Consider the following 25,279-nt stretch of genomic DNA (forward strand, 5'->3'; position numbering starts at 1 on the left):
ACCCCTTCCTAAAATTCATCGTCTGATATTTCGTTAAACTCGATACCCAGATCGTCGTCCTCGGCATCGCTGTCAGGCTCTTCCACGTCCACAAGCTCCTCGCCCTGGAATTCCTGCGCAGTGTAGCCGTGGTCTCCCAGGTTCTCGTCGTCACTGTGGTATTTTCTGTCCTCGTTCATCAGTGAGCGGAAATCTGTCTCTCCCATATCCACGGTCTCCAGGATCTCCACCTCTTCGCCGCCCTGCAGCACGCGGACATCCAGCGCCAGTGACTGCAGCTCCTTGAGCAGTACCTTGAAGGCCTCGGGAATACCTGGCTCCGGAATGTTCTCCCCTTTGATGATGGCCTCGTATGTCTTCACACGCCCCACCACATCGTCGGATTTCACTGTCAGGATCTCCTGCAGTGTGTAGGATGCACCGTAGGCCTCCAGAGCCCAAACCTCCATCTCTCCGAAACGCTGTCCGCCGAACTGGGCTTTTCCTCCCAGAGGCTGCTGTGTTACCAGTGAGTAGGGGCCGGTAGAGCGGGCATGGATCTTGTCGTCTACCAGGTGGTGCAGCTTCAGATAGTGCATGTGCCCGATGGTAACCGGGCTGTCGAAGAACTCGCCGGTACGGCCGTCCCGCAGACGCACCTTACCGTCTCTGGAGATGGGAACCCCCTTCCACAGCTCTCTGTGGTCTCTGTTGTCAGAGAGATACTGGAGTACCTCCGGGAGCAGCTCCTCTTTGTGTTTTGCCTCAAACTCTTCCCAGCTCAAGTTCACGTAGTCGTTGGCCAGATCCAGAGTGTCCATGATATCGTTCTCGTCAGCTCCGTCAAATACCGGTGTGGCAATGTTGAAGCCCAGGGCCTTGGCAGCCAGCGACAGATGGATCTCCAGCACCTGTCCGATGTTCATACGGGAAGGCACGCCCAGCGGGTTCAGCACGATGTCCAGAGGACGTCCGTTTGGCAGGAAGGGCATATCCTCCACGGGAAGCACACGGGAAACGACACCCTTGTTTCCGTGACGTCCGGCCATCTTGTCACCCACGGAGATCTTTCTCTTCTGGGCAATGTAGATGCGGACCGCCTGGTTCACGCCGGGTGACAGCTCGTCGCCGTTCTCCCTTGTAAACACTTTGGCATCCACCACGATACCGTACTCGCCGTGGGGTACCTTCAGGGAGGTGTCTCTCACCTCTCTGGCCTTCTCGCCAAAGATGGCGCGCAGAAGTCTCTCCTCCGCTGTCAGCTCTGTCTCTCCCTTGGGAGTTACTTTTCCGACAAGGATATCGCCTGCGCGGACCTCAGCGCCGATGCGGATGATTCCTCTCTCATCCAGGTTCTTCAGGGCGTCATCACCCACGCCGGGGATGTCCCTTGTGATCTCCTCAGGTCCCAGCTTGGTGTCGCGGGCCTCCGCCTCGTACTCTTCTATATGAATGGATGTGTAAACGTCGTCCTGTACCAGCCTCTCGCTTAAGAGAACCGCGTCCTCGTAGTTGTAGCCCTCCCATGTCATGAAGCCGATGAGGGGGTTCTTTCCAAGGGCCATCTCGCCGTTGGATGTGGAAGGTCCGTCCGCGATGACTTCACCCTTCTCCACCCGGTCGCCCTTGAAGACGATAGGTCTCTGGTTGTAGCAGTTGCTCTGGTTGCTTCGCTGGAACTTGGTCAGCTTGTATTTCTTAAGCATGCCGTCATCCTGACGGATGGTGATCTCATTAGAGGTGGAGCGCTCTACAACGCCGCCCTCCTCTGCCAGCACGCACACGCCGGAGTCAACAGCTGCCTTCTCCTCCATACCTGTACCAACCACAGGGGCCTCGGTCATGAGAAGCGGCACTGCCTGGCGCTGCATGTTGGATCCCATCAGCGCACGGTTGGCGTCGTCGTTCTGCAGGAAGGGGATCAGGGCTGTCGCCACGGAGAACACCATCTTCGGGGACACGTCCATGTAGTCGAACATGGAGCGCTCATACTCCTGTGTCTCCTCCCGGTAACGACCGGACACATTTTTGTGTACGAAATGACCTTCCTCATCCAGAGGCGTGTTCGCCTGCGCCACATGATAGTTGTCCTCTTCATCTGCTGTCATGTAGACAACTTCGTCTGTGACTCTCGGATTTTTCGGGTCAGATTTATCTATTTTTCTGTACGGAGCCTCAACAAATCCGTACTGGTTGATCCTCGCGTAGCATGCGAGGGAGTTGATCAGACCGATGTTGGGTCCCTCAGGCGTCTCGATGGGGCACATTCTTCCGTAGTGGGAATAATGTACGTCGCGGACCTCAAATCCGGCACGGTCTCTGGACAGACCGCCAGGTCCGAGGGCGGACAGACGTCTCTTGTGAGTCAGCTCGCCCAGAGGGTTGTTCTGATCCATGAACTGGGACAGCTGGGAGGATCCGAAGAACTCCTTCACAGCAGCGGTCACAGGCTTGATATTGATCAGGGACTGGGGTGAAATGCCCTCCAGATCCTGTGTGGTCATCCTCTCTCGAACCACTCTCTCCAGACGGGACAGACCGATCCTGTACTGCTTCTGGAGCAGCTCGCCCACGGCGCGGATACGACGGTTGCCCAGGTGGTCGATGTCATCGTCATTTCCAAGGCCGTACTCCAGATGGATATTATAGTTAATGGAAGCAAGAATATCTTCCTTTGTAATATGCTTCGGGATCAGGTCGTGGATATCCCGCTTGATGGCGCTCTTGAGCTCGTCGATATCCCCTGCCGTCTCCTCCAGAAGCCCGGACAGCACAGGATAGTATACCAGCTCTGTCACGCCCACTTCCTTGGGATCAATGTCCACGATGGACTGCAAGTCCACCATCATGTTGGAGAGGACTTTTACCTTTCTCTCCTCCTCCGGCCTGTCGATCCACACGTAGGGAATGGCCGCGTTCTGGATGTCGTCCGCCATCTCTCTTGTCAGCTTGGTGCCCGCCTCGGCAATCACCTCTCCGGTGATGGGGCTCACCGCGTCCTCGGCCAGCACGTGACCTGCGATGCGGTTTCTCAGCATCAGCTTCTTGTTGAATTTATAGCGTCCGACTTTGGCAAGGTCGTAGCGTCTCGGATCAAAGAACATGCTTGTGATCAGGCTCTCCGCGCTGTCCACCGCGAGCGGCTCGCCGGGACGGATCTTCTTGTACAGCTCGAGAAGACCTTCCTGGTAGTTTGTAGCAGCATCCTTCTCAAAGCTGGCCAGGATCTTGGGCTCCTCGCCGAACAGGTCAATGATCTCGGGATTGGTCCCAATGCCGAGGGCGCGGATCAGCACAGTGATCGGCACCTTCCTTGTTCTGTCTACACGCACATAGAAAACGTCATTTGAATCTGTCTCATATTCCAGCCATGCTCCCCGGTTTGGAATGACAGTGGAGGAAAACAGTCTTTTACCCAGCTTGTCATGCGCGATGCCGTAGTAGATACCGGGCGAACGCACGAGCTGGCTTACGATAACTCGCTCTGCACCATTGATCACAAAAGTTCCCGTCGCTGTCATCAGCGGCAGGTCTCCCATGAAGATCTCATGCTCATTGATCTCGTCTGTCTCCTTGTTGTGAAGCCTTACGCGCACCTTCAGCGGGGCCGCATAGGTGGCATCGCGCTCCTTACACTCCTCGATCGAGTACTTTACGTCTTTCTCGCACAAGGTGAAATCCACAAACTCCAGGCTGAGCTTGCCGCTGTAGTCTGTGATCGGAGAAATGTCATCAAATACTTCTTTTAATCCCTCGTCAAGGAACCACTGATAGGAGTCTTTCTGGACTTCGATCAGGTTGGGCATCTGAAGCACTTCTTTTTGCCTGGAATAGCTCATGCGGGAATTTTTTCCACTTTTAATAGGACGAATTCTGTTTTTCTCCATATGACGTTTCACTCCTCGTTTATTTTTTGTGAGGTTTAACCGAGCAAACCCCCTGTTTTTATTACACTCTCGCACATTGTGCCATCGATAATGACACAGTTTTTCATAATGATGCACCCTATATAATACAACAAGCCCTGGAGGGGTGTCAAGGACTTTTTTAATTTCAGACGTAATACTTTTGAAAAGTATTACGTCTGAAATTAAGTCAACCGGTGCATCGTTGTGCATATACCCCCGGGGAATTGTGTCCCATCAGACACAATTCCCGATCCCGCCGCATTTCCGCTTCCAACAAAAGCGCGAAAAAAGGCCGCTTGCGGGTCTTCTGTTGTAAAACCCTCAAGCGGTCCTCTCTGTTTTTTATAAACAATTTGTCATGTTCAAATTTATATGCTTTGCTCTGAACACTTGAATTATTTAAGGTTAACCTCTGCGCCCTCAGCCTCGAGTTTAGCCTTGATCTCCTCAGCCTCAGCCTTGGAAGCGCCCTCTTTAACAACCTTCGGTGCGCCGTCAACAAGCTCTTTAGCCTCTTTCAGGCCAAGACCTGTGATCTCACGAACAACCTTGATAACCTTAACCTTGGAAGCGCCTGCTGCTACAAGCTCTACATCAAACTCGTCCTTCTCCTCTGCTGCTGCAGCTCCGTCTCCGGCTGCTGCCGCAACTACAACGCCTGCTGCTGCAGATACGCCGAACTCTTCTTCGCATGCTTTAACTAACTCGTTTAATTCTAATACTGATAACTCTTTGATCGCATCGATCATTTCAGCTGTTGTTAACTTAGCCATTTCATTGTCCTCCATTAATTTCTTTTTGATTTTTTAATCTTCCAAACCCTGTTTGGTGTCTCTGCTGGCTGCTGTCAGGCAGCTGCCAGTCGTCTGCTTTTCCTGTCAGACTCAAACCGCTGATTACTCAGCCGGTGTCTCTGCTGCCTCTGCTGCGGGAGCTTCCTCAGCCGGAGCCTCTGCGCTCTCCTCTGCAGGAGCGGCCTCTCCACCCTGCTCTGCGATCTGCTTGATAACGCGAGCAAAGTTTGTGATCGGTGACTGCATGCTTCCAAGCAGTCTGGAGAGAAGCTCTTCTCTTGACGGGATCTTAGCCAGTTCAGTCAGTCCAGCAACGTCGTAAACTGTTCCTTCGACAACACCGCCCTTTAACTCAAGAGCCTTTGCATCCTTAGCGAATTTGCACAGGATCCTTGCCGGAGCTGTAGCGTCATCCTTAGAGATGGCGATAGCGCTGGGGCCTTCCAGATGCTCTTCCAGAGCAGCGAACTCTGTTCCCTCAAAAGCTCTCTTCATCATTGTGTTCTTGCAGACTTTGTAGATGATACCAGCTTCTCTTAACTGCTTACGGAGCTCTGTGTCCTGAGCAACAGTTAATCCGCGGTAGTCAACCAGCACGACTGACTCAGCGCCTGTGATGTCATCAACAATCGCCTGAACGATAGGCTGTTTTAACTCAACTTTTGCCACGAATGGTGCACCTCCTTGTTAGATTTTGGTTCTTGCACCGCCGACAGATTGATGGCTGAATAAAAATCCCCTCTGCGCCCAAAGACACAGAGGGGTAGAAATTCATACACAACGTACTAAATCTATTCTTCCTCGGCAGGCGTTTTCATACTTACGCTTTTCAGCACCTGCTGTCTTCGGCAGTTACTACTGTAATTTAGCACACTTGTTTATACTTGTCAATGTATTTTTCAACTTTTTCCGGTTTTTTATAGCTCTACACCGGGTATTACTCGGTTTTTCTGCGCCTGCTTCTGACTGCCGCGCAGACCGCCACAGCTCCTGCCACCACACTCTCTGGCAGTGCAACAGAAAAACACCCCGGGCACTGTTCTCAAAACAATGTCTCCGGGGTGTGTATATGCGTCAATCTCTGCTCTCTGATTAAGCCAGCTTAACCGGATTAAGCTTCACGCCAGGTCCCATTGTAGATGTAAGTGTCACGCTCTTTAAGAACTGACCCTTTACAGCTGCCGGTCTGGCCTTGTTGATCGCATCAATAAGCGTCTGGAAGTTGTCTGCAAGCTGCTCCTCGGTAAAGGAAGCCTTACCGATCGGCACGTGGATAATGTTTGTCTTGTCAAGTCTGTATTCGATCTTACCAGCTTTGATGTCCTGGATTGCCTTTGTAACATCCATGGTTACTGTTCCAGCCTTCGGGTTCGGCATCAGGCCCTTGGGTCCAAGTACACGTCCGAGACGTCCAACAACGCCCATCATGTCTGGTGTAGCAACTACTACGTCGAACTCAAACCAGTTCTCGTTCTGGATCTTCGGGATCAGCTCATCGCCGCCTACGTAGTCAGCGCCTGCTGCCTTTGCCTCCTCAGCCTTTGCGTCTTTCGCAAACACGAGGATGCGCACCTTCTTACCAGTTCCGTGGGGCAGTACAACGGCGCCGCGGATCTGCTGATCAGCGTGACGTCCGTCACAGCCTGTTCTGATGTGAGCCTCAATAGTCTCATCGAATTTTGCCACTGCTGTCTTCTTTACTAAAGAAATTGCCTCTTCTTTGTCGTAGAGTGTTCCTCTCTCGATAGCTTTTGCAGCTTCTGTATATTTCTTTCCTCTTTTCATTTTAAAAAATACCTCCTTGTGGTAATGTCGGGATAACCCTCCCACTTACTGTTCCTGTTGACTCAAATCGCTCTTACTCTTCTACTGTAACACCCATGCTCCTGCATGTACCTGCGATCATGCTCATAGCTGCCTCAAGGCTTGCTGCGTTCAGGTCAGGCATCTTTGTCTCAGCGATCTCCTGAAGCTGAGCCTTTGTGATCTTTGCAACTTTCTGTTTGTTCGGCACACCGGAACCGGATTTCAGATTGCAGGCCTTCTTGATCAGGACTGCTGCCGGAGGTGTCTTTGTAACGAAGCTGAAGCTTCTGTCGTTGTAAACGGTGATTACTACAGGGATAATCAGATCTCCCTGGTCAGCTGTCTTTGCGTTGAACTGCTTTGTGAACTCAACAATGTTAACTCCGTGCTGTCCAAGTGCAGGTCCGACCGGAGGAGCCGGAGTTGCCTTGCCGGCAGGAATCTGTAATTTGATATAACCTTCTACTTTTTTTGCCATTTTCATTACCTCCTTGTGGTATTGTCGGGACGGACGTCCCTCCCACTACTGACTACAATTTTTTCACTTCAGCGAAACTTATTTCTACTGGCGTTTCGCGGCCAAACAGCTCAACATTGATGGTCAGGCTCTGCTTAGCGGCATTGATGGACTGCACAACACCCACTGTATCCGCCCATGCACCGGCGATGACCTTGACGCTGTCGCCCACCTCGTAATCCACCACGTAATTCTCGCGCCGGATGCCAAGGGGCGCCATCTCCTCGTCTGTCAGGGGTACCGGCTTGGAGCCAGGTCCCACAAACCCTGTCACACCTCTTGTGTTGCGGACCACATACCATGTGTCGTCATTCATGATCATGTGAATGAGCACATAGCCGGGGAACATCTTTTTCTGTGTTACCTTCTGCACCCCGTTCTTCGTCTCCACAACATCCTCCAGTGGAACCCGCACCTCCAGGATCTGCGCCTCCAGATGTCTGTTCTCCACTGTCTTGTCAATGTTGGCCTTCACTTTGTTCTCATACCCGGAATAGGTATGAACAACGTACCATTTTGCCTCTGACATATAATCACCTTTCTTGCTTACAGTCTTACAGTCCTACTAAAAAATCTACTCCGTTCTGCGCAAGGAAATCGATGATCGCGATGATGATCCCCAGCACGACGGATACGGAAACAACCGCTGCTGTCTGTTTAGCAAGTGTCACCTTGTCTGGCCAGATGATCTTTTTGAATTCTGAGCTAAGACCCTTGAACCAGCTTTTCTTCTGAGTTTTTTCCTTACTCACGACATTCACTCCTTTTGCCAGCGACTATTTTGTTTCTTTGTGCAATGTGTGTGATTTACAGAATCTGCAGTATTTCTTTGTTTCCATGCGCTCCGGATGAGTTTTCTTATCCTTCGTCATGTTGTAGTTACGATGCTTGCACTCTGTACACTCTAATGTAATTCTTGTACGCACAACTTCCACCTCGCTTCATTTTCTTAATGTTGACGTGTTGCCCCGGCGGTCTTGAACCGGGCGCCTTAAATTTAGGCATAAAAAAAAGACCTGCTTCCATCGCCACAATAATATACCATAGTATAGCGTTGGAAGTCAAGCCTGTTTTTTGGGGCATGCTTTGTCTGTGTTTTTTGGGGCATGCTTTGTCTGTGCTTTTCCTTAATCCAGTTCCTTACATATTTAAATATAATTTAAATATAAGCCTTCTGCCTTTTCCCGTCCTGCTGTAGAGATACTCCGCGGCCCGGCCAAGGAAGTACCACAGAAGCTCTTCTTTGTTTCGCAGCATGAGCCTTTAAGTAAATATTTGTATATGAAAAAGAAAAATACCAGCTCTTGGCTGATATTTCTCTCACTTCTCTATAAGAGGCGCAGACCGGATTTGAACCGGTGAATCGAGGTGTTGCAGACCAGCAAAAAAATCCTCGGAACCCGCTAAAACTCTGGGGAATTTCAAATGTGTCCACCTTATTTCCACCCTATTCCACTAAATTCAAACCGAGCAGTCGTGCCAACTAAGGTATTCCAAATGTCCAAAGACTGCCATTATACTGCTGTTTCTGTGCCTCAATCGTTACGCACTCATTATAAGCTATAAGTCTGCCTTTCGTCTACGTTGTTTTGAAACTTTTAATATTTTACATTACATATTAATCCATTGGAGGACTAAACATATGAAATATCAATTAGAAATCAAACAGCTTGTGGATTATCCACGCTGCCGGATCTACCGGTCATTTATCCGAAATCTTATGGAAGATAGGAACATCCGTACCAACGGAGGCTCCTATCTTTTTTATTATATCGTTCTCTGCTCATATGCGAATTACCGAATGTCCAGACGGAGACTTGAAGGTATGTCATATACTCTGCAGGCAGGTGAATGGATTTGTCCGATTACAGAATTACAGGAAGCGTTTCGTTTCCGCTTCCATCACCAGGTAATCTCAGTGTTGCAATTTCTGGAAGAACAACATTATGTTTCCTATTCCATCCTCGGAAAGAATCGGCTGGTCAAGTTCTCAATCCTGGACTGGAAAACAGAGAATACGATTCTTGGATACAGTTACCCCTGCCAGAAAGACAGCGGATTCTATTTCTTTCCGATTACCAAAGTCCATGAACTGATCAGCATTGGAAAATGCTCGGAAATGGATATCCTGCTGGATCTCTGGATACACGCTGTCTACAACGATGTTCAGGTGCAGGGATCAGATTTGGGGCCGGTGGTGTATTTTCGGAACCATACCGGAAGTCCGGTAACAAATTATACGGAACTGGCTGAACGCTGGGGGCGCTCCCGGGCAACGGTCTGCCGTATTCTGAAGAAAATGGATTCGTTAGATCTGCTGACCTTAATCCCTTTTACCGGCTCACACGGCAGCATCATCTACTTGAACAACTATCTGTCTACTATGTTCTCCATCAGTGATGTTCTCATTGACAAAGAAGAGGTTGCGCTTGCCTTAAGCCTGCCCATTCAGGTGCCGGATGATCCGGATAGCGTTTCAGAACCAGACATTACAGAGCAGATCAGCATTTCAGATGAGTCCGATAGCGTTCCAAAACCGGTGATTCGTTACGTCGTTGGAAAAGTGGCAGATTTACTGCAAACACAGGGGCTTCCCTGCTGTCAGTGCAGGAAAGCCCGTTACCAATTATCTCGGTTATCAGACAGCAGGGGAGGGTTAAACAGTATCTATAGTCTTGAGATTATCTGCCCCTACGGGAACATGGCCTATCGGTTTGAACTATCCATGACACCACGGGAAGATCCACCCACACTGTTCACCGAAATTCCTGCTGTAGCATTGAAAGGAGGCTCTGCTCATGCCTAGAACAAAGAAAAATCATATCGTCCAAAATGAAGATCCAAGATTCCATAATACCTATCAGTTTTTAAAGCACTATCGCGACGCCACGTACAGTCTGAAGGTGGTGGTGCACCAGCTTGAAACGCAATTCCAGATTGACTATGGAACATCCATAGATCATTTCCTGGATTCCATCTATGCTGCAGGGGCGGATTTGAACGGTTCGGATATCGAAGAACGGGCAAAAAGTATCGAGAGGAGCAACAAAATGCTCAAACTCCTTGACTCTGCTGTTGATCTGCTGCGGAGCAATCATAAGTACGGGGAGCAATACTACTGGATTCTCTACTACTCCTTTCTCTCCCCGCAGGAGCTGAGGAACACCGACGAGATCATAGACCGTCTTGCACCGCATATAGACAGGCTTTCTTACCGCACCTTTTACCGGAGACGACACGCTGCCATAGAAGCGCTCAGTGCAATCTTATGGGGATTTACTGCCAAAGAAACCATTCATCTGCTGGAGCAGTTTTTCCCGGAAGAGGGAGCGTCACAAAATGGCAGTACATTGGCACAGAGATGCGATTGATGGGGTAATCCGGCAGTGCTACAATAGTCATGCTTATAGTTTTCAAATTTTGTCAGCACCCTCAGAAGGTGCTTTTTTTGTACCTGTAAACCACTGACTATCCCGAAAACTGCCAATCTTACACGTAGACTTGTACGTGAATAATACGTGCAGAGTATCACGTACTGATTACGTTTATCTGCACGTACAGACAGAATAACAAGGAGATTCAGAAATGAAGACGAGAGAAGAAATATACAGCCAGGAAGGTGCTTCCCTCCTGCACATTATCACCACATACCATGCATTGACCTATGAACAGGTTATCCGCAGTTTCCGAAAAAAGCCGGATACAATAAGTCACCTGATTCAAAATCTTTTGAAACAGGGGCGCATTTACTACGATCCTGACAAGAATCTGCTTTTAGATCGTCCGGAAGCTGCTGACGAAGCCAATGCTGGGATTATTGCAGCATATTGGGTTATGCTGGACTTTGAGAAGGCAGTCGTGTATCACACCAGCGGAGAATTTCCCGTTACGATTAATTTTTTCTCCAATGCAGAGGAATATGAGATCATTTATGTTCCAGAAGGGAAAGAATTCCTTTTAAACCGTATTCTCGCCAAACAGAAGACCGATGCGAACCGGCTGATTATTGTTTCGACTCCGGATCAGGCTCGGGAACTTCATATTCCCCATGTACTTGCTTTCTGTACGGTGGCATCAGATGGAACGGTCAGCTACTACCAGAAAGGAGGAGATCACTCATAGACTCTACAGAACTTCTACAGCGGATAGAGACGATTGAGAATGGAATGGATAAGCTCAAAAATACAGTTTTCGCAATGAAAATGACCGACATCCGAAAATATCCGGCCAATTATGAAGAACTCAGTACTGACGCTGCACTGCGGGCAGAACGGCTGGCATGTCAGCTACGGAATATTATTTTTGCCACAGATATCCTTCCGAAGCCGGAATATATGGATCGTGCTGCCAAAGTCCAGGGAATCCAGTTTGATACGGACGGTAGTATCCTGAGAATTCGTCTGCCCGGGCTGCTTCCCAAGCGGAAAGTGCGCACAAACATAGGTTACATCAACGATCCTTTGTATTATAGCCTCAAGTCTTACCTGGCTGAGAATCCGGTTCCCGTTTTTGTAAACTGTGTCGTTTGCTTTATCCAGGTATATGACCGCAAACTGCCCCTTAGACGTATCCGTGACTACGACAATATGGAATTTAAACAGATCCTGGATACTATTTCACCGTTTGTTCTAAAGGATGATAGCGGGCTTTACTGCGACTCCTACCATACAACGGAATTAGGGAATGAGGACTATACTTCTGTCAACATTATGGAGAAATCCGTATTTCCCGCATGGCTTCGAAGTATGAATGAGCAGATATCTGACCTGTCGGAATTTTCCTGATTTCAGCCGATTTTTTACCGACATAGGTAATTACGCCAGATAACCGCTGAATTTTCTGCTTCGCTGCCTGATATTGGCCCGCCGGATTTACCCAAGTCGGGAGTCTGATGGGTATTTTTTTAGGAGTGATGCTTATTCTAAAAGACTCAACACGTTATCATCTTCTGGAGCTGACGGCACTTTGCGGAGAGTTTCCTGCAGATCAGTTATATCGGCTGATTCCCAGTTCATCCTATGCTGAAAAAGTAATTACTCAGCTTAAATCGGAAAAACTGCTGCGGGTTCACTACCGGGATAAACTAAGAGGATACCGTCTCACTAAGCGCTCCAAGGAGTATCTCTTACAGGAAGCTCCAAAGCGCTTCGCCCTGTATCTCACCGGTAATGCAGACACAAATCAGATCCGGTCAGAAAAGAGTCGGCGTCTCCGGCTCCATCTCAGGGCAGAAGGATATCTTACATTGTTTCATGCGGGAATCCCTGTTTTTCCTGATGAGAAGCCAGATCTGTTCCTCCCCGGCTATAAAGCTGGTATCTGGAATGCGCGAAGCTATCCATTGTTTTATTCCGCAAGGGAAATCAAACGACTGGGAGATGATACAACAAAGATCCGTAATTCACGGTGCATGGGAATCGTGCTCACGTCAGAATGCGTCTTTGCAATCTATAATACCGGAAACGCCCTGATGAAATGGGAATATCGGACGGAAATTCGCGTCAACGCATTTTTGCAACAGTATTTATCCGGGAATCCCTATCCCGGCATTCCAAAGGTCCGCGCGATTATGCTGGGCCGGGATATGGACATGGCGTACCGACTGTTGACCAGCACGGGCGGCCACAAGAAAGCATTCTTCTCATTGGACACTTCCTATGAGCACTTTCACTATGTTCCAAACACACCAGAGGGAGATCTGCTGTTAAAAGTATTGTGCAGTCCTCCGCTCCAGAAAAAATTAAATCAACTGCTCAGATCAGACTTGCTGCCGCCGGATCGACAGCTTGCCATTGAGCATGATGCCCTTACTTCTGAGAAAGATGTTGTGCTGTTTGCGTATGATTTTGACATGCTGCGCATCAACAAATTCAATACTGCCTTAAAGCTGTTTGGCCGCCGCGGTGTTCTCATCGCTTTCGACTTTCAGCTTCCTGTGCTGAAGGCTTTCCTGGGGGAAGACCTGCAGTATTCCAGTATTGACCTTCTGAAGTTTAAAAGGGGTTTTTTACATGGACCATAAATGGTGGAAATCAATTTTTCTTCTGCCAATTATCGGCTGCACTCTTTATGCCGGAGGATATGTCGCTCAGTTTATACGCAACTATCAGCTCTGGGAACGGGAAGGGCATTTTGCAGGGGATGGCACAAATCCCCTTCTTCCCTCCATCGCTCCGACAGAATGTTTCGCAGCCTTAACTGACTTCCCGTACAATCTGTATGGGATTTTTATTTGTCTGGCAGCCTTTGCTCTGCTGGCTTTCCTGCTTATGCGGATGGGCCTTGACAGAAACGGAGGCGTATCAGACCGAGAACGGAATCTAAGCTATTCCAATAAGGGGACCTATGGCACCTCCGGCTTTATGACACCGCAGGAGATGCACCAGGTTCTGGAACTTGTTGACAATGTAAAGCATACGAAAGGACAGATTCTCGGCAGGCTCGGGAACAAAGCAGTCTGTCTTCCGGAAGAAACCAGAATGAACCGCAATGTTGCGGTATACGGCGCATCCGGATCAATGAAATCCCGCGCCTATGTACGAAATGCAGCCTTTCAATGCGTTGCCCGCGGAGAAAGCCTGATATGCACCGATCCAAAATCAGAACTTTATGAGGATCTTGCAGTCTATCTGGAAAATAAGGGATATATCGTAAAAGTCTTTAACCTGGTAAGCCCTGAAAACTCCGACAGTTGGAACTGTCTCATGGAAATTGATGGTTCTGAAACAATGGCCCAGATATTTGCGGATGTGGTCATCCAAAATACCGGAACCGGCAAAGGGGATCGATTCTGGGATAACGCGGAGCTCAATCTTTTAAAGGCGCTGATCCTTTATGTGGAGCAGGGCTACCCGCCTGAAGCAAAAAATATCGGGCAGGTATACAAACTTCTGACCATGAGTTCCGAAAAGGAGCTGAATGCTCTTTTTGACCTCCTTCCGGTCAGTCATCCGGCAAAGGTGCCATACTGTATTTATAAGCAGGCATCCGAAACCGTGCGAAGCGGCGTAATCATCGGTCTTGGATCACGACTCCAGATCTTCCAGAACAAAATTATCCGGCAGATCACCTCATATGATGAGATTGACCTTACGCTGCCCGGCCAGAAAAAATGCGCTTATTTTTGTATTGTGAGCGATCAGGATCATAGTTTTGATTTCCTGTCCTCACTTTTTTTATCCTTTATTTTCATCAAATTAGTACGCTTTGCGGATATCCACGGTGAAAATGGGCAGCTCCCTGTGCCGGTCCATATCCTTGCAGATGAACTGGGCGCGGCTTCCGGAACAATCCTGGATCTTCAGACGAAGATCTCTGTGATCCGCAGCCGCCGTATCAGCATTAGCTGCATCTTCCAAAATCTGCCCCAGATGCAAAACCGCTATCCGTATAATGCATGGCAGGAAATTTTAGGAAATTGCGATTCCACAGTCTTTTTAGGCTGTACAGATCCAATTACTGCCACTTTTATATCCGAGCGCACGGGCATTGCCTCCGTCAATGTTTCTTCGGAGGCCAAACAGCTCAATAGCTGGCGTGTTTCTGATTATACTCCGGAATATCGCCGCACGGAGTCTATCGGCAAGAGAGCTGTACTGACTCCGGATGAAGTGCTGAGGCTGTCTCTGGATGAAGAACTCATTATCCTGCGAGGGCAGAAAGTGCTGAAAGCGAAGAAATATGATTATACAAGGCATCCCGAATCAAAGAAGCTAGTGAAACGGAAAGCCGCCAGTCATATTCCCAAATGGCGGGAGCTGCAGACGGAAGAATCCGACTATGCTCCGGCTGTACCAAAGCCTAAGCGCCCCGGCCGGAAAAAGAAGCGCCCGGATTTCCCTCCTGTACCTTCAGAAGATATGAATGTGCAGGAGCCGGAACCCTATTTTTCTCAAGAAACAGAGTTTGATGACCTGCTTTCTGAAGAGGATGATTTTCTGACACCCATAGATAAAAATTCAATTATGTCTTAAAGAAAGGATACAAACTATGCCAAATGAAATGAACAATATTTTAACTCTGGAAAATGACGCTGCAGTTGAAACACAAAAATCTAAGGAAGATCTGATATGGCACGAGATAACCAACGCTTACCGCACCCGCCGGATACTGACCGGGATGCTTGGCGGAATTGAAAAGCTGGAGGGCGGAGCTACAATCACGATCGTTTACTACAAAAACTTCCGTGTTGTCATCCCCATAACAGAAATGATGATCAATCTGATTGAAGATGAGACGCACAATTATGGGGAGCTGTCTCTGCGGCAGAATAAGATCGTAAACACAATGCTCGGCTGCGAGATTGACTTCATCATCAAGGGTCTGGACAGTAAAGAACGAAGCATTGTCGCAAGCCGGAAAGATGCCATGCTCAAGAAACGGCAGATCTTCTATTTTGATCAGGATTCATCCGGAACTCCGAAAGTCTATCCGGATCGGGTGGTGCAGGCCCGGGTGATCTCTGTTGCGGAAAAGGTCGTTCGCGCGGAGATATTCGGTGTGGAGACATCCATTCCCGCAAAGGATCTATCATTTGACTGGCTGGGTGATGCCAGAGAGCGTTTTCACGTCGGGGATCATATCCTTATCCGGATTCAGGAAGTAAAAGCAGAAGATCCGGAGCACATTTCCGTCCGGGCAGATGTAAAAAGTGTAGAAGGGGATACCAGCAAGGCAAATCTGGCACTTTGTAAGGTACAGGGAAAATATGCCGGCACGGTTGAAGATATCCATAACGGAACAGTATTCGTCAGGCTTCAGATCGGTGTCAATGCCATTGCCCATACCTGCTATGACAGCCGGACTGTAGGAAAAAAGGATGATGTTTCTTTTGTTGTTACTCACATAGACTCTGAGCGTAATGTGGCACTTGGGATTATTACAAGGATTATCCGGCAAAATCTATAACAATCTAGGGGGCAACTTTGCCCCCCTTTCCTATTTTAATTCATTATTATTATCAAAAAATGTGCAAAACTCATCATTTATTTTTATCATATACTCGATGAGTAATAGCAATATGTAAAAATAGTATTGATAATGTACTCCTTCATCATTACTGTCTGATTGTGTACCATGCATATATTTATTTCGGATATCAAGCCCATTATTATATTTTGATTTATTGAGTAAATAGTCTATCCAATTCTGCTCTGGAAGTGAAAAAAGTGTGCTTTCCATCTTAATTATTCTTTTATCATAAAGTAAGTCAAATAATCTCCTAAACTTTGGGGAATAATAATAGGAATTTATCACTTCATTTTTATGCAAATCCAACATAATAGAAAACAGATACCAATCTTTTATTTTCACATATCCATCTTTGTCATACAGAATCCAACCATTTTTCGCGAGCCATTCCAAATCATCTAAAGACGCCTCGCTAAAATCTTCCTTTTTAACATTTTCATGTGTTATTAACTCGGAAAAACTTTTATAGTTTTTATTTATCCGGGAAACCCAGTGTAACAAACATTGATCTGAAAAAAGCAAATATTGTATATGTTCAAATTCTGAACCTGTACCATAAATATATTTATTTTTAAGTAGACTGGGGATTTGTGATACCCCCACTGTACCTGATGTCATTTGCAATAATTCATGATCTATCTCACCATCTTCAACATATAATTTAAATTGCTTTAACACGGACTCCATTTCTGGTAACATATGCCTACATTTTTCTAAATATGAACTACTTGCCGATGGCAATTTAATCGTAAATCCAGAGATACCAAATTCATCTCTAAGATACTCGTTAAAGAACCACTGTATGACATCTTCTAATAATACACCTTGCCTTGCCAACTCCTGATAATACCCTTTTACCTGAAGTAACGCCAATGCCATTTTCATATAAAATATACTTCCAGCTAAATAATCATTTTGAGATCTAATAATTATTTTTTCCATTAAGATTGGTATCTCAGATTTCTTACTTACGAGCGGTATCCGCATCTCACGATCGGCAAACCCAAACAAATAAATAAAATTATTTAGTAATGTGGGATAATCTTTATTATTGGCAATCCACTTGCGATCATATATATAATACTGGCATTGTCTCTCCTGTTCCTCCTCTAATGGGATTGTACAGTCGCGAAAAGATACACAAATCTCATGATCTATTTTTACTCCCTTGTTTTCTCTCTCCATGTCAGTAATAATTTCTTTTCGTTTTCTTGCAGCATTCAATTTCACCTTATCACTAATTGGCAGTTGAGCATTACTGCGTACACCATATATAATTTCCAAATAATTGATATGAGCTAAAGGTGAATTAATATAATTCATAAATATCTCATTAATATCATCCTCTGAGAGCTCTGGTAAGCAGATAGAGTGTTTCGTATTTAAAGGATGAATTTCATATTTATCTAATAGTATTTTCGCTGCGTCGGGGGTGTTTAAAAACCATTCTCTTAAAACTTCAGTATAAAATTTTACTATCTGGGAATGCTCCAATATCTGCGTTATCAGCACTCTAGACTTATATATAACTTTTTTAAATGTGCCACTGCTTACTTTTTTATATATTTTATACCTTTCAAATAGTGTCCAAAAATCTTCTTTATATTCCCACTCTATTTCATCATATAGGTTTTGAAAATTCTCATCAATGATATGATTCATATATCTGCCAAGGTACTTTTCTAATATTTTTTCATATTGTAACGAAAGCTGATTTAATTCTTCTTGTTTCTGATATATCATTTTATCAGATTGCATCCAACGAAGTATATTATATATTTCAAGGACATCATTAATAGAAAAATCGTTTACATTTTCTTGTGAAACCGCTTGACTAATATTTTCTATCTTCTGTATAAATATATCAGTATCAGTCCAATGCAAATAGCCATATTTTATTCTTGTCATTTTAACCTCTTTATCTACACCGTTTTTATAAAAATTATAGCACTCAACATTTCACTGTGCCACCTTGTTTTACCTTTGCAAAATGTAGCTGGCATCCGCTTAGAAAGCTCAGAATTTCAATATTTCCCTATGAATAAGGTGGCAGAATAAGGTATCGCCTTAGACCCCGATCTTATTGCTAATAGAAGCCGGCCATGGTATATTTGTCTGGTATAATCTGGGAGAGAAACGGATGCGATTTCTGTCAGCCCTCTAAGATACAAAGGAGGGTGATGCCAATGAACGCTATGGAAGTAATGACATTAGTGCTTGTAATCTTTGCGGCTTTAACTTACATAGATCATCATAACGACAAAAAGAAATAGCATCCCATAACCGCCTAAAGTTCGAGATGCTATCGCTTTTTTGATAGATATAACTGAGGGCATCAGATCTTGCATCTGATTACCTTTCTACCCAGATTATACACTGAGGACTTGAATATTTCAAGTCCTCAATATCTTTCGTCAAGATAACTTAACTTTCTAGTTCATTGAATTCGGTCACATATTTCGCTGAATTTATCCATAATATCTTCCAGAGCCTTTTCACCATTCTCATAGTCGAGCTCTATTGTTCCTCTTTCAGTATCTTTGATATTTGTTTCAAAGGATAAAAGTTCATCCAATGACATTTCCCAGTAAAATCTAGTATCTACTATAAAATTTTCAATCTGTTTTCTTCCTACGTCATCTGCTTTTGCATATAAGAACCCACAGGTTGCTAAAACTGCTGCAAGCGGATTTTTTCTGATAAAATCACTATCTGCTATTCCTGCAAAGCCGGATCTATCACATTGGAAGACCCGCCTTATTTCATGTTCTAAGCTCACAGCATATCCTTGGGCTCTAATAACTGCGTTATCCATATGCAGTTACCTCCCTAAAAATTCTTTTGCCAAATACCTGCATCGCACCTTTTTTCTGTTCAAAAAAGGCACCCTACCTGGATGCCTAGAATACGCTATGAAAGAAATTCACATTTCTTTACGAACTCTATGCAGTTGTAAAGGTTCAATACATATTTGGCTGCTATATATTAACAACAGCGCTCTTGGTATTGATAATATAGCACATGTTATCAGCACTGTCAATAGTTGAGTGCTATTTTCTTGTTATTATATTGTACAAACCTCTTCCGGAGATACATCATCCCGGAACCCTTTAAACACTGGCTGACGCAAAGACTGTCTTGCATTGGGCATATACTCCACCACACATACATGATCCGGTTTTACCCATATCGCTCCATCATTCCCACTGGGCAAAAGATGAAAGGGGTTTGTTGCGTTTGCCATCAGCGACGAAATAACTTCTTTTGTCACACCAGAAGTCACATGCCCTTTATAGACAAGTGTGCCTTGCCTGTATTTAGCTAAAATAAGGCTAAAAATATGCCTTCCTTTCGGGATGTAGCCTGTGACAACGAATTCCTCATCAGCCATCCGTTTACATTTGATCCAATCCCGACTCCGTTTTCCCATCAGATATGCGCTGTCTTTTCTCTTGGCAACAATGCCTTCCAGTTCTCTTTGTTCTGCAGCCTGATACAACGCAATCCCATTTCCTTCAATATAGCGTGAAACTGCAATCCGGTTATTCTCTGTTACCATCCTCTGTAAAATGACCTTCCGCTGCATCAGCGTCTCCCACACCAGCTCCCTGCCATCAGCATAGATACAGTCAAATGCCACAAATGACGCTGGAAAACGGGCAGCTTCCAGCTCAATTTTGAAGCGGTCTGTTAATAAGGTTCTTTTCTGTAACGCATAAAAATCCGGAACTCCATTTTTCATCACCATGATCTCCCCGTCCAAGATACATTTCCCAGATACATTCCGGTATATCTCAGACAGCTCTGGGAACCGGAAAGTCATCTCCATATTCCGTTTGTTCCGGAAGTCCACTTCCTTCTTGTCCAAGTAAGCCAGACAGCGAAATCCGTCCATTTTCAGTTCGTAGATCCAGTCCGGATGGTCAAATGCCTCTTCCTGCCGGGCAATCAGCATAGGACTGGCACTTCTGGTATCAAACAGATCCATCAGGCGGTTCCAATCTGGTGCTGTCCGCCGGAAAGCTCCAGGCTTTTCTGCAGCGCTTCCATCAAGTCAATCACATTAGACGGTCCGTTCGTATCTACTGCAACAATTTCCTGCCCCTGTATCTTCTTATGAATCGCCGCCCGCAGTCTTGCCTGGTACTCATCCTGAAATGCCGCCGGTTCAAAAGGTTTTGTCATGTTCTCAATCAGCATTTTCGCCATATTCAATTCATTTTCATCCAGCTTCATTTTCGGCACGTTCTTCGGTACAGCTACAATCTCATCCTGATAGAAAAGTGTTTTTACGATAATCCCGTCTTTTGTCGGATACAGAACCAGCAGCTTTTCATTAGTTCCTATTACGGTTTTGGCTATAGCCACCTTCCGCTGTGAAAGAAGCGCCTGCCGCAGAAGTTCGTATGCTTTTTCCGCTCCAGCCTCCGGCACTGCATAATAATCTTTCTCGTAATAGATCATATTGATCTCTGACATCCGGACAAATTGAATGATGTGGATGGTCTTATCCTTTTTCGTCTTGATCTTCTCCAGCTCCTCATTGGTCATGACTACATATTTTCCCTTTTCGTACTCATAGCCCTTGATAATATCGTCGCTGGTCACTTCTTTATTACAGTGCCTGCAGTATTTCTTGTACTGTATCCGCTCCTTGCTGTCCTTGCAAAGCTGATTAAAATGGATATCATTATCCACAGTCGTTTTATATAACCCCACCGGGATTAACACCAGCCCCATAGAAATGCTGCCCTTATGTGCAACCGCCATATCATCACCTCGTTTTGGTGATAGTATCTGTAAGAGTAGGGAAAATATGCAGGCATAATAGAACAGCATCCTATTCTATTGAAAGAAGGATACTGTTCAAAATAATTTTCTATGAAAAATTTATTTCAGCTTATAGAGATTTAATTATGGCGGCGACGGCTTCTGGTTTACACTTATTAATTTCGTGTCCTGCACCGGGAATGATATGCAATTCTGCTTGCGGCAAGAGATTTTTTAACTGTTTGGCTGCTTTTATATTAGCACCGTCCTTCTCCCCACAAATAATTGTCACTGGACAAACAATTTTATCCAATCTAGGGCTAAAATCTAGTGAACGCATAGAATGGCATAGTCTGATTGTATCTTGCTTTGACATTCCCATATTTTCAAATGTTTTCTTCGGCATACATCGAAAGATAAGATTCTGGAAGTCAATAAGCAGCGTTGGAACTCTATACTGTACACCCATTAAAATCAGTGAATCTACTTTGTCACCATGACGGATTGTATAATCAAGAGAAAGAAGTGCTCCTAAAGAAAGACCACATATCCGAAAAGGTTCTGTCATATTTGCATATCGTTTTTCAAGTTCTGTTAATATCCCGGAATAAGAAATACTTCCTTCTTGAAGCGAAAAAAGATCTGGGCAGTCCGTATCTGACAAAGAAGTTTTATCAATTATGTCCTTCCAGTCATGTGTTGTTTGACCTAAACCATGCAAAAAAACGGTTTTCATTCTTTATACAGCGCCTCCTTACTCTTACGAAACGAATAATCTAACCCGAAACAAATAAGTGACAGTGCAAGAGTAATTCCACTGTTAAATATGCAAGAAGTAAAATCAAATTGTGCTTCTGGTATGAAACAGGCAGTGATAAATGTAATAGCAATCGGAACTGGTATCATGACCAGCAGAGAAAAGCCAAAAGCCTTCCATAATTGTTTACGATACACGCTGAAAATTCTATATATTATCCAAACAGCAGCAATCGAGATGAGTGAGATACAAGCTCCCAGTGTAAAAACAATCAACTCGTCTAAAAGAAATGCAAGGACTGCTAGAAATGGAATCGGTATAAAACTAACCATTAATAATGTTTTCAGAATTTTTTTTGATTTTGCTGTCAACAATGGAATTGTCACAGACCACACTGCTATAATTGATACAATAGCAATCATTGACCACGACAGCTTATCAGCAGTAAAATAGTCGCAGATCAGGCATACACAAGCGGCAATCAGCGCCGCAATTGATTCTGCCATTAAAAGTATGTGTTTTGCTTTGTTGGATAGACGGTATGTCCTCTTTTTATAAGGTAACTCATCAGGCTCTGTCAATTCATCTTTAATAAGGTAATCAGATGACACATTAAAAATATCACTGAGTTGAGCAATAAAATCTAAGTCTGGTGTTGATTGCCCTAATTCCCATTTAGAAATGGTTTGCCTTGTTACAGTAACTTTTTCCGCAAGTGCTTCTTGTGAAAGTCCTTTTTCTTTTCTTAGTTTTTGTATTTTCTCGCCAAGCGTCATAGTGTTTCCTCCTGCTATTAGATTATGAAAAATCATAGCAAACACATCGCAGTTTATCTACCAACTCTCGCAGGAATCAGCGCAATGCATCGTTGCAGAGACAATTTATATTTTCAATTAGACAATGTTTTTTAATGTTATCTCACAAGGTAAACTCTTTCTTTAATTTCTTATATGAAGGTTTACTGGAAAAGAAATTTCGCCTGCGTTCAATCATATCGCATACCATTTTATATGCTGTTTCTTCGTATTCCAGTGCAGGACAAAGCTGTTTAATACAATGATTATATAATTCTTCACGCCATTCGATATACAGTTCTCCTGCATAAAAGGAGTCCTTGAGTATCTGAAGGAAACGATAAAAGTATTCTTTTCCTTCTTCAAAATCTCTTTTTAGAAAGCAGATCATCGCCAAGTTATATACTTCCCAAAAACCTTTTCTTACTTTCGGTATGTTATTAAGCTGACTTTCCATTTGTTCTTTCGCATAATCCATATCACGAAACAGACGGTACTCCCTTACTTTCTCCAGAGCAACCTCTGCAAAATGTTCCATTTTCTCCGCAAAGATATCATCATCACCTGTATATGATACATAGCCCACTTCATCTACAGAGCTGCCAAACATATATGCTAATGTTTCATTTACGCCTTGACTTGTTTCCCATAAAAAACTGATACCAACATTCAAAGCAGAACCCTTTTCGTATGCCTCAGATCGAAATTCTACCGGTACCACAAAATACCCATTATCATCAATCCATATTCTGGAAGATCCCACTCTAAAAAGTCCTTCGGGGGCAAGTATTTTCCTGGCTGCTGCATTTATTATTTTGTTATGCTGTCCTGTCATTTTTCCTCCCAAATAAAGATTTGTCGCTTTATTTAACTCCCGGCTAAATGGAAATTTCTCTATACTATATCATTTTTGACATAAGCTCTTTTTCTTTGTCCTGTAACACGTTTAAGAGCCTTTTTTTGCATTCTTTGATCTCACCTATAAGAACCCTCTTTGAATCCTCAAGCTTTAATTCTTTTTCAAGTCCCAATTTAATATCTTGCATTTGATTATAACGGTTATTAAGGGTGTTAAAAAAACCTTTGATTGTGACAGGATCATTTTTTTTATACAATAACGGCTTTGCCCTTTCGAAATCTGCAATTATTAGATGATAAGCATTTTCAATGATATCTTCATTTGTTTCTGTAATCGCAGGGATTCTTATCTCACTAACTTCTTTTATCAATTTTCCAATTTCATCCCTCTGCCATTTGATAAACCCATAAGTCTGCTCCGCTTTTTTAGTTTTAATTATAAAAATATGCTCCAAATGGGAAATCAAAAATTGAACAAATGCAGCAACAATACCTGCAATTACTCCTGTGGCAATTCCACCACCGTTAAACAATAATTCTATCCATTTATCCATTGATGTTTATCCTCCCCTACGATTTCTAAATTGTCAAAACACTCAAAACTTTTTCTTTAGCAGAGTGACTCCTGCATCTTGAGCAAATACAAAATATTTACCATCATGACTAAAGCCACAAGTATAAAATCCATAGTCATAAAAAATAACACGTTCTTTACCTAGAGCCGAAGAAAATATAACTGTTGTTTTGGAATCTTCTTTATTCACTTTAACCCGATCACCTTGTATAGAACAACCAGGTAAGTTTCCTCCATAATATCCCGCTATACTGATTTCTTCATCCGGTAGTTCATCGCAATAAGCGATTAGGCTTTGTTCGTCATATTCGCAATTGCACCTGAGAGTTTCCCCCGAATCACAATCAGTAAGAGTAGATTTTTGAGATGAAATACACAATAATTTACCTGAATTTATTTTTGAAAAGCCTACCCATTCCAGTCCACTAACGACAAACTCCTTGACAAGTTTCCAACCAGCCATTGCGGTATAATTAATCCACATAGAACTTCACCTTCGTTATATCGCATATTGCCCTGTTAATCATCACCAGATAAATACCAGCCATGTTCGCTATGAGCTGGATATCCATAATCTTTTCCCTTCCATTTTCTCTCACCTATGATCTTGTCAAACTTTGAAAGCAAATCCCAGCACTCGCCTCTATACTCCATGTCCAATTCCGGATTTCTGTAATCCTGCTGTATCCTAGCTCTTGCTTCTTCAAGCTCCTCTAAATCGGCGGTTTTAAACCATTTTTCACTATATAGAGAGCCTTTTTTAATTTCTTTTTGCAGTGATTTCCATATTTCTGTTAAAGCATCTTTATTTTTCAAACCTAATATGGTCACAATAACAGCAGTAACACTTACTCCAGCAAATACAAGCTGCACCTTATGTTCTTTAATCCATTTAATTAGACCTTTTTCTGGCGTATCTTCTGTTACTGGAGTATCTTCTGTCATACACTCCTGCTCTTTCATGAAATCACGCTCCTTTGGCTCTTGATATCCTTATCATACCATAGTCTGCCCGGTTAGGACAGCATTGCCTACAGGCTTTTTCTATTCGCACGTTTGAAAATAATATCTTCATTTCAAATGTTTTACGCAAATTGAAGCCCTGATATTCTCAGGGCTCCTTATCATATTATTCTTCAAATTTATATCCCACACCACGCACTGTATGAATAAACTGACGATTTGTTATATTCCGTATTTTTCTCCGAATACCATAAATAGTACATATAACTATATTATCAACGGATTCTGATGCCTCATTCCAAACAGCATCATATATCTGATATTTTGTAAATACCTGCCCCGGATTGCTAACCAATAGGCAAAGGAGATCAAATTCGTGAGGTGTAAGTTGAAGTTCATAGCCACATAATATTGCCCGTCTTTTGAGTATTTGGATTTCTATACCGGAAGACTTAATAATACTTGATTTATCTAAACGGCAATCGGCATCGAGGATTTCTTTAATGTGCTGAACAAAATATTCAATCTTATCATAATCCCTTTCTTGGAAGTCAATAATTACTCTCGGACTCAATTCACCACTGCTTTC

General features: G+C 44.3%; 26 protein-coding genes and 1 other annotated feature. Of the genes, 7 read left to right on the forward strand and 19 right to left on the reverse strand.

The annotated features are described in order from the left end of the window. Positions 1-8: 8 nt before the first annotated feature. The 8 genes from FGQ86_RS03010 to rpmG all read right to left on the reverse strand — a co-directional run bounded on the left by FGQ86_RS03010 (position 9) and on the right by rpmG (position 7,930). Positions 9-3,866, reverse strand: coding sequence for a DNA-directed RNA polymerase subunit beta (locus FGQ86_RS03010; RefSeq protein WP_138302946.1), 3,858 nt, complete (start codon positions 3,864-3,866; stop codon positions 9-11). A gap of 416 nt (positions 3,867-4,282) precedes the next feature. Next, complete coding sequence (rplL, locus tag FGQ86_RS03015) at positions 4,283-4,660, reverse strand: 50S ribosomal protein L7/L12 (protein WP_033127135.1); 378 nt, start codon at positions 4,658-4,660, stop codon at positions 4,283-4,285. 123 nt (positions 4,661-4,783) lie between these two features. Further along, on the reverse strand, positions 4,784-5,350 hold the full coding sequence (gene rplJ, locus FGQ86_RS03020) for a 50S ribosomal protein L10 (protein ID WP_033127136.1): 567 nt from the start codon (positions 5,348-5,350) through the stop codon (positions 4,784-4,786). A gap of 52 nt (positions 5,351-5,402) precedes the next feature. Further along, positions 5,403-5,548 (reverse strand) — a sequence feature (ribosomal protein L10 leader region). Between the two features lie 225 nt (positions 5,549-5,773). Continuing rightward, entirely contained in the window at positions 5,774-6,466 is a 693-nt protein-coding gene (rplA, locus tag FGQ86_RS03025; protein ID WP_033127137.1) for a 50S ribosomal protein L1, read from the reverse strand. A 73-nt stretch (positions 6,467-6,539) separates the two neighbouring features. Continuing rightward, positions 6,540-6,965 carry a 50S ribosomal protein L11 gene (gene rplK / locus FGQ86_RS03030; protein WP_033127138.1) on the reverse strand — a complete coding sequence of 142 codons (426 nt, stop codon included), beginning with the start codon at positions 6,963-6,965 and terminating at the stop codon, positions 6,540-6,542. A 52-nt stretch (positions 6,966-7,017) separates the two neighbouring features. Further along, positions 7,018-7,533: a transcription termination/antitermination protein NusG gene (gene nusG / locus FGQ86_RS03035; protein WP_033127139.1), complete on the reverse strand. Its 516-nt coding sequence runs from the start codon at positions 7,531-7,533 to the stop codon at positions 7,018-7,020. A 25-nt stretch (positions 7,534-7,558) separates the two neighbouring features. Then, a complete protein-coding gene (gene secE / locus FGQ86_RS03040; protein ID WP_033127140.1) occupies positions 7,559-7,756 on the reverse strand; it encodes a preprotein translocase subunit SecE in 198 nt (65 codons plus the stop codon). A gap of 24 nt (positions 7,757-7,780) precedes the next feature. Next, the gene (rpmG, locus tag FGQ86_RS03045) at positions 7,781-7,930 is read right to left on the reverse strand and encodes a 50S ribosomal protein L33 (RefSeq protein WP_074017771.1); all 150 of its coding nucleotides are present in this window, start codon (positions 7,928-7,930) and stop codon (positions 7,781-7,783) included. 716 nt (positions 7,931-8,646) lie between these two features. Here rpmG and FGQ86_RS03050 point away from each other — a divergent pair. The 7 genes from FGQ86_RS03050 to FGQ86_RS03080 all read left to right on the forward strand — a co-directional run bounded on the left by FGQ86_RS03050 (position 8,647) and on the right by FGQ86_RS03080 (position 15,911). Then, positions 8,647-9,810: a MarR family transcriptional regulator gene (locus FGQ86_RS03050; protein WP_171031499.1), complete on the forward strand. Its 1,164-nt coding sequence runs from the start codon at positions 8,647-8,649 to the stop codon at positions 9,808-9,810. Beyond that, positions 9,803-10,375, forward strand: coding sequence for a hypothetical protein (locus FGQ86_RS03055; RefSeq protein ID WP_138302947.1), 573 nt, complete (start codon positions 9,803-9,805; stop codon positions 10,373-10,375). Before FGQ86_RS03050 ends, FGQ86_RS03055 begins: the two co-directional genes overlap by 8 nt. A gap of 214 nt (positions 10,376-10,589) precedes the next feature. Continuing rightward, entirely contained in the window at positions 10,590-11,126 is a 537-nt protein-coding gene (locus FGQ86_RS03060) for a DUF5697 family protein (protein ID WP_138302948.1), read from the forward strand. Beyond that, on the forward strand, positions 11,123-11,788 hold the full coding sequence (locus FGQ86_RS03065) for a DUF6100 family protein (RefSeq protein ID WP_138302949.1): 666 nt from the start codon (positions 11,123-11,125) through the stop codon (positions 11,786-11,788). The genes FGQ86_RS03060 and FGQ86_RS03065 overlap by 4 nt, the downstream gene beginning before the upstream one ends. Before the next feature lie 107 nt (positions 11,789-11,895). Next, positions 11,896-13,026: a hypothetical protein gene (locus FGQ86_RS03070; protein WP_243127136.1), complete on the forward strand. Its 1,131-nt coding sequence runs from the start codon at positions 11,896-11,898 to the stop codon at positions 13,024-13,026. After that, a complete protein-coding gene (locus FGQ86_RS03075) occupies positions 13,016-14,977 on the forward strand; it encodes a VirD4-like conjugal transfer protein, CD1115 family (RefSeq protein WP_138302950.1) in 1,962 nt (653 codons plus the stop codon). Before FGQ86_RS03070 ends, FGQ86_RS03075 begins: the two co-directional genes overlap by 11 nt. A gap of 16 nt (positions 14,978-14,993) precedes the next feature. Beyond that, the gene (locus tag FGQ86_RS03080; RefSeq protein WP_138302951.1) at positions 14,994-15,911 is read left to right on the forward strand and encodes an RNA-binding protein; all 918 of its coding nucleotides are present in this window, start codon (positions 14,994-14,996) and stop codon (positions 15,909-15,911) included. A gap of 30 nt (positions 15,912-15,941) precedes the next feature. On the opposite strand, the gene FGQ86_RS03085 is transcribed toward FGQ86_RS03080, so the two are convergent. The 11 genes from FGQ86_RS03085 to FGQ86_RS03135 all read right to left on the reverse strand — a co-directional run bounded on the left by FGQ86_RS03085 (position 15,942) and on the right by FGQ86_RS03135 (position 25,264). After that, positions 15,942-17,882 carry a hypothetical protein gene (locus tag FGQ86_RS03085; RefSeq protein ID WP_138302952.1) on the reverse strand — a complete coding sequence of 647 codons (1,941 nt, stop codon included), beginning with the start codon at positions 17,880-17,882 and terminating at the stop codon, positions 15,942-15,944. A 529-nt stretch (positions 17,883-18,411) separates the two neighbouring features. Beyond that, positions 18,412-18,789: a hypothetical protein gene (locus FGQ86_RS03090; protein ID WP_138302953.1), complete on the reverse strand. Its 378-nt coding sequence runs from the start codon at positions 18,787-18,789 to the stop codon at positions 18,412-18,414. Between the two features lie 249 nt (positions 18,790-19,038). Then, positions 19,039-19,929, reverse strand: coding sequence for an RNA ligase family protein (locus FGQ86_RS03095; RefSeq protein ID WP_243127138.1), 891 nt, complete (start codon positions 19,927-19,929; stop codon positions 19,039-19,041). Between the two features lie 32 nt (positions 19,930-19,961). Then, a complete protein-coding gene (locus tag FGQ86_RS03100) occupies positions 19,962-20,744 on the reverse strand; it encodes a Ku protein (protein WP_138302955.1) in 783 nt (260 codons plus the stop codon). A 130-nt stretch (positions 20,745-20,874) separates the two neighbouring features. Then, positions 20,875-21,480 carry an alpha/beta fold hydrolase gene (locus tag FGQ86_RS03105; protein ID WP_138302956.1) on the reverse strand — a complete coding sequence of 202 codons (606 nt, stop codon included), beginning with the start codon at positions 21,478-21,480 and terminating at the stop codon, positions 20,875-20,877. Then, a complete protein-coding gene (locus FGQ86_RS03110; protein WP_138302957.1) occupies positions 21,477-22,277 on the reverse strand; it encodes a helix-turn-helix domain-containing protein in 801 nt (266 codons plus the stop codon). Before FGQ86_RS03110 ends, FGQ86_RS03105 begins: the two co-directional genes overlap by 4 nt. A gap of 142 nt (positions 22,278-22,419) precedes the next feature. Continuing rightward, positions 22,420-23,130: a hypothetical protein gene (locus FGQ86_RS03115; RefSeq protein WP_138302958.1), complete on the reverse strand. Its 711-nt coding sequence runs from the start codon at positions 23,128-23,130 to the stop codon at positions 22,420-22,422. Between the two features lie 64 nt (positions 23,131-23,194). Continuing rightward, entirely contained in the window at positions 23,195-23,707 is a 513-nt protein-coding gene (locus FGQ86_RS03120; RefSeq protein WP_138302959.1) for a hypothetical protein, read from the reverse strand. Between the two features lie 42 nt (positions 23,708-23,749). Further along, positions 23,750-24,211 carry a hypothetical protein gene (locus FGQ86_RS03125; protein WP_138302960.1) on the reverse strand — a complete coding sequence of 154 codons (462 nt, stop codon included), beginning with the start codon at positions 24,209-24,211 and terminating at the stop codon, positions 23,750-23,752. A gap of 35 nt (positions 24,212-24,246) precedes the next feature. Continuing rightward, complete coding sequence (locus tag FGQ86_RS03130; RefSeq protein WP_138302961.1) at positions 24,247-24,690, reverse strand: hypothetical protein; 444 nt, start codon at positions 24,688-24,690, stop codon at positions 24,247-24,249. A 166-nt stretch (positions 24,691-24,856) separates the two neighbouring features. After that, positions 24,857-25,264 carry a winged helix-turn-helix domain-containing protein gene (locus tag FGQ86_RS03135; RefSeq protein ID WP_171031500.1) on the reverse strand — a complete coding sequence of 136 codons (408 nt, stop codon included), beginning with the start codon at positions 25,262-25,264 and terminating at the stop codon, positions 24,857-24,859. Positions 25,265-25,279 lie beyond the last annotated feature (15 nt).

Origin of the sequence: Clostridium sp. BSD2780061688st1 H5, assembly GCF_005845155.1 — a bacterium.
In the GTDB taxonomy this organism is placed as follows: Bacteria; Bacillota; Clostridia; order Lachnospirales; family Lachnospiraceae; genus Claveliimonas; species Claveliimonas intestinigallinarum.

Excerpts from the sequence above, each read along its gene's own strand:
- FGQ86_RS03010 (WP_138302946.1), bottom strand. The coding sequence starts at position 3,866 with ATGGAGAAAAACAGAATTCGTCCTATTAAAAGTGGAAAAAATTCCCGC.
- rplL (WP_033127135.1), bottom strand. The coding sequence starts at position 4,660 with ATGGCTAAGTTAACAACAGCTGAAATGATCGATGCGATCAAAGAGTTA.
- rplA (WP_033127137.1), bottom strand. The coding sequence starts at position 6,466 with ATGAAAAGAGGAAAGAAATATACAGAAGCTGCAAAAGCTATCGAGAGA.
- rplK (WP_033127138.1), bottom strand. The coding sequence starts at position 6,965 with ATGGCAAAAAAAGTAGAAGGTTATATCAAATTACAGATTCCTGCCGGC.
- nusG (WP_033127139.1), bottom strand. The coding sequence starts at position 7,533 with ATGTCAGAGGCAAAATGGTACGTTGTTCATACCTATTCCGGGTATGAG.
- FGQ86_RS03050 (WP_171031499.1), top strand. The coding sequence starts at position 8,647 with ATGAAATATCAATTAGAAATCAAACAGCTTGTGGATTATCCACGCTGC.
- FGQ86_RS03055 (WP_138302947.1), top strand. The coding sequence starts at position 9,803 with ATGCCTAGAACAAAGAAAAATCATATCGTCCAAAATGAAGATCCAAGA.
- FGQ86_RS03060 (WP_138302948.1), top strand. The coding sequence starts at position 10,590 with ATGAAGACGAGAGAAGAAATATACAGCCAGGAAGGTGCTTCCCTCCTG.
- FGQ86_RS03070 (WP_243127136.1), top strand. The coding sequence starts at position 11,896 with ATGGGTATTTTTTTAGGAGTGATGCTTATTCTAAAAGACTCAACACGT.
- FGQ86_RS03075 (WP_138302950.1), top strand. The coding sequence starts at position 13,016 with ATGGACCATAAATGGTGGAAATCAATTTTTCTTCTGCCAATTATCGGC.
- FGQ86_RS03080 (WP_138302951.1), top strand. The coding sequence starts at position 14,994 with ATGCCAAATGAAATGAACAATATTTTAACTCTGGAAAATGACGCTGCA.
- FGQ86_RS03085 (WP_138302952.1), bottom strand. The coding sequence starts at position 17,882 with ATGACAAGAATAAAATATGGCTATTTGCATTGGACTGATACTGATATA.
- FGQ86_RS03090 (WP_138302953.1), bottom strand. The coding sequence starts at position 18,789 with ATGGATAACGCAGTTATTAGAGCCCAAGGATATGCTGTGAGCTTAGAA.
- FGQ86_RS03095 (WP_243127138.1), bottom strand. The coding sequence starts at position 19,929 with ATGCTGATTGCCCGGCAGGAAGAGGCATTTGACCATCCGGACTGGATC.
- FGQ86_RS03100 (WP_138302955.1), bottom strand. The coding sequence starts at position 20,744 with ATGGCGGTTGCACATAAGGGCAGCATTTCTATGGGGCTGGTGTTAATC.
- FGQ86_RS03105 (WP_138302956.1), bottom strand. The coding sequence starts at position 21,480 with ATGAAAACCGTTTTTTTGCATGGTTTAGGTCAAACAACACATGACTGG.
- FGQ86_RS03110 (WP_138302957.1), bottom strand. The coding sequence starts at position 22,277 with ATGACGCTTGGCGAGAAAATACAAAAACTAAGAAAAGAAAAAGGACTT.
- FGQ86_RS03115 (WP_138302958.1), bottom strand. The coding sequence starts at position 23,130 with ATGACAGGACAGCATAACAAAATAATAAATGCAGCAGCCAGGAAAATA.
- FGQ86_RS03120 (WP_138302959.1), bottom strand. The coding sequence starts at position 23,707 with ATGGATAAATGGATAGAATTATTGTTTAACGGTGGTGGAATTGCCACA.
- FGQ86_RS03125 (WP_138302960.1), bottom strand. The coding sequence starts at position 24,211 with ATGTGGATTAATTATACCGCAATGGCTGGTTGGAAACTTGTCAAGGAG.
- FGQ86_RS03130 (WP_138302961.1), bottom strand. The coding sequence starts at position 24,690 with ATGAAAGAGCAGGAGTGTATGACAGAAGATACTCCAGTAACAGAAGAT.